At 43.7% G+C, this 12,441-nt stretch carries 15 protein-coding genes; 2 read left to right on the forward strand and 13 right to left on the reverse strand.

Annotation, left to right across the window (positions count from 1 at the left end):
* Positions 1 to 234 precede the first annotated feature (234 nt).
* Genes B0G85_RS03980 through B0G85_RS04005 form a run of 6 tightly spaced genes read right to left on the reverse strand, consistent with a single transcriptional unit; the run spans position 235 to position 3,451 of the window.
* Complete coding sequence (locus B0G85_RS03980) at positions 235 to 435, reverse strand: YgaP family membrane protein (protein ID WP_100379182.1); 201 nt, start codon at positions 433 to 435, stop codon at positions 235 to 237.
* 32 nt (positions 436 to 467) lie between these two features.
* Entirely contained in the window at positions 468 to 1,445 is a 978-nt protein-coding gene (locus B0G85_RS03985) for a sulfurtransferase (RefSeq protein ID WP_100379183.1), read from the reverse strand.
* A gap of 9 nt (positions 1,446 to 1,454) precedes the next feature.
* The gene (locus B0G85_RS03990) at positions 1,455 to 2,078 is read right to left on the reverse strand and encodes a DUF6969 family protein (RefSeq protein WP_157799276.1); all 624 of its coding nucleotides are present in this window, start codon (positions 2,076 to 2,078) and stop codon (positions 1,455 to 1,457) included.
* A 45-nt stretch (positions 2,079 to 2,123) separates the two neighbouring features.
* The gene (locus tag B0G85_RS03995; protein ID WP_100379185.1) at positions 2,124 to 2,330 is read right to left on the reverse strand and encodes a hypothetical protein; all 207 of its coding nucleotides are present in this window, start codon (positions 2,328 to 2,330) and stop codon (positions 2,124 to 2,126) included.
* Between the two features lie 28 nt (positions 2,331 to 2,358).
* On the reverse strand, positions 2,359 to 2,922 hold the full coding sequence (locus B0G85_RS04000) for a YeeE/YedE thiosulfate transporter family protein (RefSeq protein WP_100379186.1): 564 nt from the start codon (positions 2,920 to 2,922) through the stop codon (positions 2,359 to 2,361).
* A 1-nt stretch (position 2,923) separates the two neighbouring features.
* Positions 2,924 to 3,451, reverse strand: a complete 528-nt coding sequence (locus B0G85_RS04005) for a YeeE/YedE thiosulfate transporter family protein (RefSeq protein WP_100379187.1) — start codon at positions 3,449 to 3,451, stop codon at positions 2,924 to 2,926.
* Between the two features lie 339 nt (positions 3,452 to 3,790).
* Here B0G85_RS04005 and B0G85_RS04010 point away from each other — a divergent pair, with 339 nt between their 5' ends.
* A complete protein-coding gene (locus B0G85_RS04010; protein WP_232725936.1) occupies positions 3,791 to 4,369 on the forward strand; it encodes a redoxin domain-containing protein in 579 nt (192 codons plus the stop codon).
* 526 nt (positions 4,370 to 4,895) lie between these two features.
* Here B0G85_RS04010 and B0G85_RS04015 read toward each other — a convergent pair.
* Both B0G85_RS04015 and B0G85_RS04020 read right to left on the reverse strand, forming a co-directional pair.
* The gene (locus B0G85_RS04015; RefSeq protein WP_232725937.1) at positions 4,896 to 5,561 is read right to left on the reverse strand and encodes a nucleotidyl transferase AbiEii/AbiGii toxin family protein; all 666 of its coding nucleotides are present in this window, start codon (positions 5,559 to 5,561) and stop codon (positions 4,896 to 4,898) included.
* A 3-nt stretch (positions 5,562 to 5,564) separates the two neighbouring features.
* Positions 5,565 to 6,047 (reverse strand): helix-turn-helix transcriptional regulator, encoded by a 483-nt coding sequence (locus B0G85_RS04020; RefSeq protein WP_157799277.1) that lies wholly within the window; start codon positions 6,045 to 6,047, stop codon positions 5,565 to 5,567.
* Between the two features lie 631 nt (positions 6,048 to 6,678).
* On the opposite strand from B0G85_RS04020, the gene B0G85_RS04025 reads away from it, so the two are divergent.
* The gene (locus tag B0G85_RS04025; RefSeq protein WP_157799278.1) at positions 6,679 to 7,611 is read left to right on the forward strand and encodes a helix-turn-helix domain-containing protein; all 933 of its coding nucleotides are present in this window, start codon (positions 6,679 to 6,681) and stop codon (positions 7,609 to 7,611) included.
* 31 nt (positions 7,612 to 7,642) lie between these two features.
* Here B0G85_RS04025 and B0G85_RS04030 read toward each other — a convergent pair whose 3' ends face one another.
* The 5 genes from B0G85_RS04030 to B0G85_RS04050 are packed head-to-tail and all read right to left on the reverse strand — an operon-like array spanning position 7,643 to position 12,388.
* Positions 7,643 to 8,212, reverse strand: a complete 570-nt coding sequence (locus B0G85_RS04030; protein WP_100379190.1) for a YggT family protein — start codon at positions 8,210 to 8,212, stop codon at positions 7,643 to 7,645.
* Positions 8,213 to 8,264: 52 nt separating this feature from the next.
* On the reverse strand, positions 8,265 to 9,011 hold the full coding sequence (locus B0G85_RS04035; protein WP_100379191.1) for an SDR family oxidoreductase: 747 nt from the start codon (positions 9,009 to 9,011) through the stop codon (positions 8,265 to 8,267).
* Positions 9,004 to 9,807 (reverse strand): citryl-CoA lyase, encoded by an 804-nt coding sequence (locus B0G85_RS04040; RefSeq protein ID WP_100379192.1) that lies wholly within the window; start codon positions 9,805 to 9,807, stop codon positions 9,004 to 9,006. The genes B0G85_RS04035 and B0G85_RS04040 overlap by 8 nt, the downstream gene beginning before the upstream one ends.
* A gap of 55 nt (positions 9,808 to 9,862) precedes the next feature.
* Positions 9,863 to 11,365 carry a class I adenylate-forming enzyme family protein gene (locus B0G85_RS04045; protein ID WP_100379193.1) on the reverse strand — a complete coding sequence of 501 codons (1,503 nt, stop codon included), beginning with the start codon at positions 11,363 to 11,365 and terminating at the stop codon, positions 9,863 to 9,865.
* Between the two features lie 48 nt (positions 11,366 to 11,413).
* Entirely contained in the window at positions 11,414 to 12,388 is a 975-nt protein-coding gene (locus B0G85_RS04050; RefSeq protein WP_100379547.1) for a Bug family tripartite tricarboxylate transporter substrate binding protein, read from the reverse strand.
* Positions 12,389 to 12,441 lie beyond the last annotated feature (53 nt).

A 12,441-nucleotide genomic window follows, 5' to 3' on the forward strand; every position in this document is an offset into this window, starting at 1 on the left:
ATCTGGGAATCGGTAAATTTAGAACGTTTCATGCAGAACTCCTCTAATTGAGAAAATTCTACCTTCAAGGACGGTTAACCTAGGGGACGATTACCGAAAGAGAATATGAAATGTGATGTTGCTCGAAAATTGGATACGGCTCAACATTAGGGTATCAATCATTTTGTCTTTACTTTATTAGTATTCAACCATCATATTTCCCAAGAGGAGATAAGCGGTATTTATTTAATAGGATTATTTTTTACTTCCTTTTTGTCCACAAGAATTCAAGCCCAAGATTGGATATAAAGGACAAAATTTGATGAGGCCAGTAGCTAAAGGCACAATACCGATCCAGCCCCAACTACCGATAACATTTCCTACAGCCAACCCAATTAGTATCAAACCAGCGCTGATGCGCATGATGCGATCCATAGTTCCAATATTGCATTTCATATGATTTCTCCAAGTTGATAAATTTAAAATACTTAATTAAGTGGAACGCCTACAGTCGGACGCCCTTCAAGCGTCCATAAATACAAAGAGCCGTCATAAAGCTTAGTTGATGGATTGCCAACAAGCTCAGACATAACGAACCATCCACCAGCAGCCAGATGACCACTATTGCAGTAACTAATTGCAGGCATCTTGGTGCTAATATCATTTGCTAAAAATAAAGCTTGATAGGTATTCTTATCCCAAAAATAGAGCGCGCCTTTTTTCGACTTTGCAAGTAACTCGGGAGCGAATTGCTTGCCGCCGGCAATATGGCCATAAGTCAGAACATAGTCCCGCTTGCTCAAACCTAGAAACTGTGCAGGTTGCCGTGCGTCAATTAACGTAGATTGGCCATTTTTTGATGCGGCAGCCACTTGCTCTGAATTTGCAATCAATTCTTGACGCTCCGCCTTTGCCGTCCAATTACCGATCGACTTAGCAGCAGAAGCAGTGGAAAAATCACGACCTTCAGATAACCAGCCAGCCATGCCGCCATCTAACACTGCAATATTATCTTCGCCATATACCTTAAATTGCCAATAGGTACGAAGTGCCTCGTCGATATCAGACATATCTAGAGCAACTGGAACCAAAATAATGGGCTTATCTGAATTAATACCAACAGCTTGAATTATTTTTTCAAAGTCTAATTTTTCAGGTATGAGATATTTAATTTTTTTACCATCTATTAATCTATCTACTCTGACCTTTTTAAAATCAAGGAAGTTAGAACCAATGATATGGCCACCTACTTCCACTAATAGTTTCTTGCCGGTCTTTTTATCCACTTCAAATTCAGGCAAACGGGTATAGCTTGCGACATCTCCCCTGACCTCTAAAATTTGTACATTTGTCATATTGGCTGCCAGCCATTCAGTACTAACCACTGGCCCAGGTAGACTCACAGCATGTGCCGTACTGAAAAATAACGTTATGCAAGCGATTAATAAAAACAGTATCTTCTTCATACCCACTCCTTAGTAATTAGTAATAGTTAAATGCTGAGAAAAACTAGCCATTAATTCAATATCACATTGCGTCAGCTCATGATGCTGCTTAGACTCTAGTAACTGACTGCGACTACTAAAAGCTGGTTCTAAGTCGATTAATTTTTGATCACGAGCATGGATTAAGGCGCTCATTTCATAGAAATATAATGTAGTCATAGCAGTTACCCATCTAGCAATGGGTCCGAGGCGCCCTTTCAGTTCAAGATCAAAATCTTTTAAGCTCTCAATGACCTTACTTGACTCAACCATAGTTTCGCCTGTCACCCACTGATTGCATGTGAATAGCCTCACTGGTAATCCTTGCGGATTTAAAGAAATGGCGATTAAATGGATAAATGTCTGGTTCTTTTGCCTTTGAAATAAATGAAAATGACCATGCTCCCTACTAGCCGTGCTTGATGTCGGGTGGGCATGATAATAAAACTCATACCCACTCACAAGGTCGACAACATCATTCTTTGGGTAATGGGTTAACTCAATAAATTCTTTTGCTCCACAAAGTGCCACTTCAGAAAGCGTCACCCCTTTTTTAGCATAGCGTTCGTAGATATTTAATATCTCTTGAGCAGAAAGGCAAAGAGTAGATTTCATCAACATAGCAAATTTAAAAAAATAGGATGGTCATTTTGCTTATATTTACTCAGCAGCTTTGCGCTTTTTAGGGGCGCATGGATTGGCTGGGCCACAGGGATTGGTTGCTTTTTTCTTTTTGGGAGCGCATGGATTGCTTTGTTCCGAACTTGTAGGGGCCTTTACTGGTGTATCGGCTGAATGTGCTAGCGGAGCTGCTGTAAGACCAGCCAATGCTACTGAGAGTGCCGCAATCTTTAATTTCGTAGACATTTAATATCCTTTTTGAATATGATTAAATTTATTTCGAGCAAACGGTGCCACTAGAGCGCTTTTCCATCCAGCCACCAAATATAAAAATAGCTATGGCAGCTATCACCATGGCAATATTGATATAAATATCGCTCGTATTGAGCAATACCATGAGGGTATCTCCTTGGGCATATTCCCCCAAGGACGTCACACTTTCAATTACAGGATAAGCAAGAGAAAATATTACAGTTCCTAACAGCAGACCAATCAGGAAGATACCGGCATCTATACGACCGGACATTAGACCCACTATTGAAGTCCCAGGACAATAGCCGCCAATTGCGAAGCCTACCCCTACCAGTGCACCGCCCAAAGCAGCGGCACCCAAAAATGACGGGGGTACGAAAAGCTGATCTATCTGTATATAACCTAAGTATTTCAGAGCCATCAATCCGATAGCGGTAAATACAATAGCAGTAAACATCACCTTAAAAACAGACCAATCAGTAAACCGAAATTGACCAGTCAACTTATTTGGGTTGCCAAATCCTGCCCGCTCCAATACAAAACCGAAACCAAAACCAAGCATTAATCCAGATATGATTTCATTCATCTTATTGACCTACTTTCATCAACTTTGTAGCCAGTATTCCAGCCGCAAAAAAAGTTGCTAGGAAGACAAAAGCAGCAATACTTAAAGTAGCAGCGCCTGATAAACCTAGGCCACTTGTACAGCCGGCTGCAATACGTGCCCCGAAACCAGCCAACAATCCGCCCAATAAAGCGGTGATTGGACGCTTTGCACCGCCAAGAAATACTTTGCCATCTAATTGAAAATATATTCGGTGTGCTAGATATGCAGATACCAGTGCTCCAATGGCTAAGCCAATTACTTGCCAACTAATCCATGCATTTAGCGGATAAGTGTCCTCAGCCATTCCGCCTAAATAATCATTTGCCAATGTGGCAGCGGGTACAACTTGCATTCCAAGCCAAGCTATTAGTCGTGTGGTGAAGCCTGTAGCGCCAAGTCCGTGACCTGTAGATACAAAAGTGAGCAAGAGAACAAGGCCTAAGGCAAGTCCTGCTAGCAAGGGATTCCAATACGCACTTGGTTTTATTGTGTTTTTGCTGTATTGCATAAAGGTGACTCTTTCATCAGATCATTAAGAAAACAGTACTTTCTAGTGGTGAGAAGGCACACTACTTTTAAGCTTCTAAGCCGCAATTGATTAAACACAATCATTTTATAAATTAATAATATATTTAATTAACTACTGTACACATCACCAAGGAAGATAAATTGTGCAAGAAAAAGGTTAAATTCATTTGATCTAGATCAAAACATAGGCTCTTTTGTTGACGCCTAATGAATGAACTAAAAAATTAAAAGGAACTTCAATATGTCACTAAGAATCAATGATGTTGCGCCAGATTTCACAACCGACTCAACTGCTGGAAAAATAAGTCTGCATAATTAAATGGGGGATCATTACGCTATCTTGTTTTCACACCCAAAAGACTTCACACCAGTCTGCACTACTGAATTTAGCGCTTTAGCATTGTTAGCTAAAGAATTTGTAAAGAGAAACACTTTAGTGATGGGCGTATCGGTAGATAGCGTTGAAGAACACCACAAGTGGATACGCGATATTGAGGCTACTGCTGGTGTACCGGCTAATTTTCCTATCATTGACGACAGATCACTTCAAGTTGCTAAGCTCTACAATATGTTGCCAGCAGAGGCATATCTTGCAGACGGTAGAACTCCTGCAGACACGGCTACTGTTCGAACTGTATTTATCATTGGGCCAGATAGGAAGATTCGCTTAACAATGTCATATCCTATGTCAGTTGGGCGTAATTTTGCCGAGATACTAAGAGCGCTCGATGCAATACAAATGACTGATGGGGTGCCTATTGCTACGCCAGCAAACTGGCAACCTGGTCAGGATGTGATCGTTGCCCTGAACCTATCTAATGAAGCAGCAAAAACACGGTTTGGTGAAATTGACGTAAAACTACCTTACTTACGTTACGCTAAAGCACCTAACAAATAAAAAAGATTTAGGACTCATTAAAACGTCCTCGTTTGAGGGCGTTTTATTCATAAAGCAACACACGGATTAATGATGAACCTACATCACAGCCCATCTAATCAATTTACATGAGAGTTTGGCCTGCCCAGCACGATTCTAACCAGCGAACTTGGCCTTGGGACGAATCACTGTTACTCGAGGCTCCACCGTTACTTAAAGTAACGCTTGTAGCCTGCTCGAAAGTGTTGATGCGCCCCACAGATCCAAACTAGGCACTAATAAGCAATCGCACACTCAATCGCACACCACTTTTATGTGCTTGCAAAGCATTGATTCATATAGGTTTTTGAAGAGCCACTTTTACTTTTAATCCGTTGGTCGCGAGTTCGAAAACGAAGTTTCGGCGTAGCCAATCTCGCCCGACCCACCAGCATTACCAAGCCTCGCTTCTGCGGGGCTTTTTATTACCCATGACATCCATCAAAAAAGCTTCTTTATATCTGCTTAAGACCTATTATTTGCTAGCAAACCAGCATCAAATCCATATTCACTTAAGTGAGCCTAGGAATGTGACCGCTCTTTGCGCAGCCTCGTCGTAACCTGGTCTGTAATTAAGCACATCAATTTCAGAGAACTGGGCTTTTAATACTGCCGCCCTGCTAGCAATCTGACTAATAAATTGCTCAGCATTCTTTCGCAAGAACTTAGCAGACTTTACCAAGTCCTCAGGTTCACGCTCAATAACTAAAGACAGATCAAATAAATCACGAGCAGTCGCCCTATCACCTCGATGCCATAATTTCTTAGCCACGATCTCTACGGCAGTTTCCACCCGAATATGCTGCCCACCAATATTCCACATCTCAAATGGCGCTTCAGTTAGGTTTGGGGATGCTACAAAGTCAATCTCCCCTTCTGGACGAATTAACTTAACGTAAGAACTCTGATCTTCAACATAGTCAGCGCTTACCGCAGCAGCTACATCACTCAAGCGCGGAGTAACAAATCCTAAATACTGAGGATCTGGGACAAAAATATCAATGTCTTTACTAAGACGATGCTGATAACGAAACATCAACACTGTACCTCCGCCAAAAGTCCAGAATGGGTCAGGCGTTCCGTGGCTCTTAATATCTTCAATAATCGAAAGCGCATGGGGTAGCAAATCTTTCCATGCGCCTTCAGGAAGATCGCGCTCCATAATATTACTCATAGATTAAGCCCAAGCCGATCTTGGTGAATGCATCTCATGTGCCCACCGATGAATATTTTTCCAAATAACCTTGGGTGCCACGTGATTAATCTTTGCCGCTTCCTCAACTGCAGACACAATAATCCCTAATGGCGCTTCATCCAATAAAGATGCCACATGAGGGTAAATATTTTCAGGCAACTCTCCGCACGCCAATGAACGTGATAAGTCACTACTATGTAACTTTGTCCTATAGCTCACGCTTGCCGTCTTACTTGCCATATCAAGGCCATGGTGCTTTTGATGATGCTCTTGAGTAATCACATCTAAACCCAGCAACGATAGCAAAGACAGTAACTTAGCTGCGCCCAAATCATTCAAACTACCCTTCTCTAGATGATGAATGGTCGATCTTGAGAGACCGCAAAGCTTTGCCAGCCGATCTTGAGATAAACCCAGATCAGTTCGACGCTGCCCGACTTTGAGACCGATTTCGCGTAAGTTCATAAGTGGACTATAGCACAAATTGTGTAATATACTACACATTATTTAAATCGGGATGCTCTATCATTTCCTGGGGCTTTGAACTATTTACTGAGAGGTAATCGCACACTCAATCGCACACCCGTTTTAGCCAACTACTAAGCATTGATTTATATGAGGATTTGTAAAGGCATAATTTCTTTTAATCCGTTGGTCGCGAGTTCGAATCGCGCCTGACCCTCCAGCAATACAAAGGTTAATAAGCCTCGCTTATGCGGGGCTTATTATTACCGCATGCATTGTCAGAAATAGCTCTTTAAAGCCTGTGGTGGGGTCCTGGTTTACATAGGAAACCCACTCTTATCTACTAAAGGATTAGTACTTAAATACTGTCAGCAGCAGAACCGCCCTATCTCATACTTAGACGCGGATGGTACTTGCCGCCAAGCTAGATGCAGACGAAATGCATAAGATAAATAAAGTTAGGGTATGGAATCAGATACGAGTAGACTAGATTAATGTCTTGGTTGCAAAATGCTTTGACTGTAATACTACTGACGCTTTATGTTGATAAGCTGAGAGTTAATTTACAGCTCTTTTTATTTTCCTTCAGAAACCAGAAAATGATGTCGACTCAACAGTCAAAGATACTTTTGTGAGTACCAACACAAAGGTTGCGCAGATTCAGAAAGAGGCTTTTACTAGCGCCAGGGAAAAGCTTGGCTTGAGCACTAAAGAACTGGGCTTGAAAGCCTGCCTCTCGACTCGCCAAATTGAGCAAATAGAGAATGGTGAAATGAGTTCCTTTTATGGTGCACAAGTTAAATATACTGCTGCAAAGAAAGTAGCGAGTCTATTAGGCCTGAATGAGCAAGATGCTTTTGAGGGCAATATCCCTAGTGCTGTTGAGGTCGCTCCTCAAAAACTCGAGGCCCCGGATAAAGAACGAGTGAATGCTAGCCCGTCAAAAATTTCTGATGATTTGGCTCCAACAAAAACCAAGTTAGTACCCCGGAAATTGTTTATCGGATTAAGTCTGTTTGCTGTAATTGTATTTTCAGTGATCAATTTACGCCCTTTATTTTTTACAGATGCGCCAGATAAAGGGATCGTCATAACGGAAGAGGTGATTGAGGTTGCTCCAGCAACAACGACTGTAGCTACAGATCCCGTGCCTGTGCCGGCCCCTTCTGTGGTTGTTGTTGAACCAACAACGGCCCCCGTAGCGCCAGCTGCTGTGGCACTATTGACTACAACAGATGTATCCCTTGCTTGCCCGGCTGAAGAGGGCATTCTGAGCTACAAGCCAGAGGCACCTCGTAAATCAGCTGATATGGTTTATGTGCAAGCCAAAACTAAGCAGACTGTATGTGTTGTTGATGCCTCCGGAAAGATTCAAAACAAATTGCTTGAGCCCGGTGCTGGCACCTCTTTTTATGGCAGACCGCCATTTAAGGTGTTGACTCTGGGTATGACTCAGGCGGATGTGTACTTCCAGGGCGCAAAAGTACGTTTAACAAATCCTAACGTGAAAACCTTAATTCTGGAGGCTACTGAGGTAGCCACAATGATCCCCGCCCAAAATTAACTGCCCTCAAGGGTGAGGGTTATCTATACACTCAGGAAACCATCGACAATAAAGTCGTCTGCACACTAGCAACAAGCACTTGCAGAATCTGTACAGCTATCAAGAGCACCAGAGGAGATAAATCAATCATTCCTATTTTTGGCAAAGCATTACGAAATGGTTGTAATAAAGGCTCTGTCAATGCAGCCACGAAATAGTAAACCATTGAAGTAGCAGCAAACCACGAGAGGATGATGCTCACAAACACAGCGCCAATGACTCCAGATAAAAAGAGGTTGAGCAATTCAAAGGCGCTCATCAGCAGCACACTACCCACCATAACCGGCGCACCACTTAAAAACCACAAAACACCAATTTTGCATAAGGCTATCAAGTAGGCCGCTACTAAGCTTGCAGAATCCAGCCTACCAATACTGGGTAACACTTTTCGCAAAGGCATGATGATCCAGTTAGTCAGACTGAGTAAATAACCGCTAATTTGATAGCCTCCTGCTCGGCCTAAATTAATATGAAAAAATTGCATGTAACAACGAATTAAGCAAGCACCCCCAATGATGCTCACCAAAGCCTGTAATAGTAAATTAGCTATTTGATAAATCATACTGATACACCTTTATAAGAATGCAATAAATTAATAGCACAAGCCATGAAGCTTAGGACACCTGTCCAAGGCCGACTGTCATGCCGCCACAGACGTAAAGTACCTGGCCTGTTGTAAAACCTGCGCGCTCATCCAAAAAACTAGATACTGCATGCGCTATATCCTCAGGCTGACCCATCCGCTGGACTGGAATCGATTCAATAATTTTTTTGGTTTTAGGTGAATTTGGTGGATTACCTGAAGTAAATAATGCTGTCGCAATTGGTCCTGGCCCTATGGCGTTAACAGTAATACCAAAGGCGGCCATCTCTAGGGCCCAGGTGCGTGTCATCCCCAACAAGCCAGCCTTGGTTGCTGAGTAGACTGTACGATCAGCTTTACCCAGCGCTGCACGACTAGCAATATTTACTACCCTGCCAAATCGAGCCCGACGCATCGAAGGCAGTATTGCCTGAAAAATTAACATCGGTGCACGTAAATTGAGCGCGTATACAGCATCAAAATCCTCCAGCAAAACATCCTCTAGAGCGCCAGGACGAATAAAGCCTGCATTATTAACAACGCGTAACACTGTCATATCTGAGCATATTTTGTGCATGACATCTTGGATTTCTTGAGTATCCGTTAAATCTATTTGAAATACCGTTTCACCATCGAGCACTTGATGCGGAACTACTTTGTCTAAATTAACTACCTGATAGCCATCTTCTAGACAACGCTGCACAATGGCGCGCCCGATACCGCCACTACCTCCCGTGACCAATACAGCAGGTTTAGGATTGACCCTATCGTTACTCATGTGGATTATTTTTTGCGCTTGGACCATTCCCAATATAAGGAATGGCATCATCAATCGTTTCCCAAATAAATCGACCGGCAGGATCTTGCTGCTCTTCAGCGATATGTGAAACAAGTCCTGCTGCTCGAGATATCACTGCAAAGCCCCGCATCAGACGAGGAGGAACACCGATCTCTCCGAGCAGCGCAGCTATTGCCCCTGTGGCGTTGATTGTGATGTGTCGGTCATACACACGATCTACTGTAGCCGCCAACAATCGCAATGCTTGCAAATAGGTTTTAGGTAGCTCAGGCTCAGCCTCAGCTAACGCCAGTAACTGAATAGAACGTGGATCATCCGGCTTGTGCAGATGATGTCCAAATCCAGGTAAATGCTGCTTGTTTTTCTTGATATCCATCACGATGGACTCAGCTAAACCAGCAGGATCTTTGGATTGAACTAACTGCTCCAAGATCACCGCATTATTTTCCATAGTGCCCACAAACTGACTTCCCACAGCCATTAAGCCAGCAGCGACTGCACCCTGCAAATTCTCAGGAGCGCTCATATAGATCATGCGTGTCGCAATTGCGCTGGGGGTAAAGCCATGCTCCATTAAAGTAATTAATGCGGCATCCAATATGCGCATATCTACACCGCGTGGTTCTCGTCCCATGATTTGCATAAACATGACTTCTGTAAACGTCTTTTTACCCAACAAGTCATTAACTAAATCAGCGTCACGATAATGCATGCTCGTCAATGTATGAGCACATAACTTCGTAGCGGGTATTTTTTTATTAGCAGAACTACTCATATGGTCACCTTAAATCGGTTGATTACATTAAATAAATTAAAATTCCTAAAGACCATTAGCGGCTCGTGAGCTGTTCTCGAATAGCCGTTTTTAGTACCTTACCAACAGAGGATACGGGTAGCTTGTCAAAGAAATGAATTACCTTGGGAGCATGGACAGACCCAAGCGCCTCCTTAACAAAGGCAATCAATTCTGCTGGCTCGCAAGTCATTTCAGGCCGGAGCTGAATAGCGGCGTGGACTGCCTCACCCCACTTTTCATCAGGCATCCCAAATACAGCGCATTCATACACTGCGGGATGTTGAGAAAGAATATTTTCCACATCTGTGGGATAAATATTAAATCCGCCGGTAATAATGACATCACGAATACGGTCTTTTAAGAACAAATAACCACGTTCATCAATCAAACCAACGTCGCCGGTATGCAACCATCCATCAATTAAGGTCTCAGCTGTTTTTTCAGGTAAACGCCAGTACCCCTTCATGACTAAGTGGCCACGAATGACTACTTCGCCAATCGTATTTTCTGGCAAGATCGTACCAGCTGGCGACATGATCGCTAAGTCTGAAAGCCAAGTACAAAGACCAACAGAGCCGCGATTGCGGGGATCAGCAAATCCAGAAGGGGGCATGATCGTAGCAACCTGTGGCGCCTCTGTTTGTCCATAGTTTGTACCCAATACCTCACCAAAGAATGCTCTAATTTGATCCACTTTTTCAGCGGGCATGGGGGCACCGCCATAAATCAGATTCCGCAAGCGCGGAAAGTCTGCCTTGGAAACGCCTGGATAGGCCATCACCATATAGATGAGGGTGGGCGGCATAAAGCTCATCGTGCCACCTAGCTCTCGAAATGCTTGAATGACTGATGAGGGATCCGTCTTATCCAAAAATAAGAGCTTGCCACCTTGTGCCAACAGCGGCAAAAGATAGGTTGATGTGCCATGCGTGACTGGCGCTGTCACCACATAACAATCCTCTTGTGTAATTTGCCAACCATTGATTTGATTAATGATCCCCGCCATCCAAGCACGATAGGGTTGCATCACACCCTTGGGTACTCCAGTAGTACCACCAGTGAACTTGATGGCCTGAATACCTTCTTCATCTACTGCATTGATGCTGGGCACCTGACCAGCATATCGCAAGGACAAACTAGCAATACAATGATCCGATTCAAAACCCGGATCTAAGCGTAGCCAAGTAAAAAGACCCGGCCCGATCAGTTCAGCCCCTTTGCCATCGGTGATAACAATACTAGGCTCAATGGTGGCAGTAATACGAGCAATCTCAGATGGGGTACTGCGTACATTTAAGGGCACCCACACCTTACCAGCCGCTAATACCGCCAACAGTGCCGTGACATGCTCAAGGGTGTTTCCTGCGCCAATAGCCACTCGACTTTGTGGCTCTGGATCTATTGCCTGCAGAGCACAGGCTAAAGCTTGCACTCTTTGCGCTAGGACTTGATAACTTAACTGCTCAGAAGGACTCTCTAGCGCAATCCGCTCTGGAGAGCGTTTGGCCGCACGAAAGAAAAAATCAATTGGGTGCACTGAAAACCTTATTACTGGTATTTGTTAATGATGTAACCAAGCTATCGCTTAATCTACCTTGATATTGCCAGCGGCAATAACTTTATTCCAACGGTCAATTTCACTAGTAACAAAATCCCCATATTGACGCTGAGAATTTGGGGCAGGTGGAGAAATAAATCCAGCGGCAAAGTAACTTGCCTTCACTTCAGTAGTGTTGAGCGCTTTATTAATTTCTAGATTGAGCTTATCCAATATTACCTGCGGTGTACCTGCTGGCGCCATGACGCCAAACCAAGATGTCACTGCAAAACCCGGAATACCCTGCTCAATCAGCGTAGGAATCTCTGGTGCAAAAGGGACACGAGTAGCAGTTGTGACGCCAAGAGCGCGCAACTTACCTGCCCTGACTTGACCAATTGAGGAAGGCAGATTATCAAACATGGAATCTACTTGACCACCTAATAAATCCGCCACTGCAGGACCGCTTCCTTTGTAAGGAATATGTAGGATATTGGTGCCCGTATCGATCTTAAATAATTCACAAGAGAGATGGATGGATGAGCCGCTACCGGAAGAAGCGCAAGTCAGTTTTCCGGGATTTGCTTTTGCGTAAGCAATGTATTGTTTAACGGAGTTAATGGGCAAGTTGGGGTTCACCACCAACATATTGGGAACCAACGCTAGTAGCGCGACCTGCTTAAAGTCTTTGTTGAGATCGAAATTGAGTTTGTTGTACAGCGAGTGATTAATCGTATTTGCGATTGAACCAACATACAAGGTATAGCCATCCGGCTTGGCGCGTGCAACCATCTCAGCCCCAACATTACTATTGGCGCCCGCTTTATTTTCAACAATAAAAGTCTGCTTTGTCTGATCTGCTAGTACCTTGCCGACCATACGGGCAACTCGGTCGGTTGCGCCGCCCGGAGCGTATCCCACGATGAGGGTTACTGGCCTGTCTGGGTAAGTGGGGACTTGAGAATGGGCGGACGTTGCCGCTAGCGTCATGCACACAGCTCCAAACGATGCCAGTAATGTCATTTTATTCAAGATCAAGTCTCCTAAAAGGTTGTCAATTGCTGCGTGATTCATTA

It is taken from the genome of Polynucleobacter brandtiae, from assembly GCF_002797575.1.
Taxonomy (GTDB): domain Bacteria; phylum Pseudomonadota; class Gammaproteobacteria; order Burkholderiales; family Burkholderiaceae; genus Polynucleobacter; species Polynucleobacter brandtiae.

Excerpts from the sequence above, each read along its gene's own strand:
- B0G85_RS03980 (WP_100379182.1), bottom strand. The coding sequence starts at position 435 with ATGAAATGCAATATTGGAACTATGGATCGCATCATGCGCATCAGCGCT.
- B0G85_RS04020 (WP_157799277.1), bottom strand. The coding sequence starts at position 6,047 with ATGAACTTACGCGAAATCGGTCTCAAAGTCGGGCAGCGTCGAACTGAT.
- B0G85_RS04005 (WP_100379187.1), bottom strand. The coding sequence starts at position 3,451 with ATGCAATACAGCAAAAACACAATAAAACCAAGTGCGTATTGGAATCCC.
- B0G85_RS04035 (WP_100379191.1), bottom strand. The coding sequence starts at position 9,011 with ATGAGTAACGATAGGGTCAATCCTAAACCTGCTGTATTGGTCACGGGA.
- B0G85_RS03985 (WP_100379183.1), bottom strand. The coding sequence starts at position 1,445 with ATGAAGAAGATACTGTTTTTATTAATCGCTTGCATAACGTTATTTTTC.
- B0G85_RS04050 (WP_100379547.1), bottom strand. The coding sequence starts at position 12,388 with ATGACATTACTGGCATCGTTTGGAGCTGTGTGCATGACGCTAGCGGCA.
- B0G85_RS04000 (WP_100379186.1), bottom strand. The coding sequence starts at position 2,922 with ATGAATGAAATCATATCTGGATTAATGCTTGGTTTTGGTTTCGGTTTT.
- B0G85_RS04040 (WP_100379192.1), bottom strand. The coding sequence starts at position 9,807 with ATGAGTAGTTCTGCTAATAAAAAAATACCCGCTACGAAGTTATGTGCT.
- B0G85_RS04015 (WP_232725937.1), bottom strand. The coding sequence starts at position 5,561 with ATGAGTAATATTATGGAGCGCGATCTTCCTGAAGGCGCATGGAAAGAT.
- B0G85_RS03990 (WP_157799276.1), bottom strand. The coding sequence starts at position 2,078 with ATGAAATCTACTCTTTGCCTTTCTGCTCAAGAGATATTAAATATCTAC.
- B0G85_RS04030 (WP_100379190.1), bottom strand. The coding sequence starts at position 8,212 with ATGATTTATCAAATAGCTAATTTACTATTACAGGCTTTGGTGAGCATC.
- B0G85_RS03995 (WP_100379185.1), bottom strand. The coding sequence starts at position 2,330 with ATGTCTACGAAATTAAAGATTGCGGCACTCTCAGTAGCATTGGCTGGT.
- B0G85_RS04010 (WP_232725936.1), top strand. The coding sequence starts at position 3,791 with ATGGGGGATCATTACGCTATCTTGTTTTCACACCCAAAAGACTTCACA.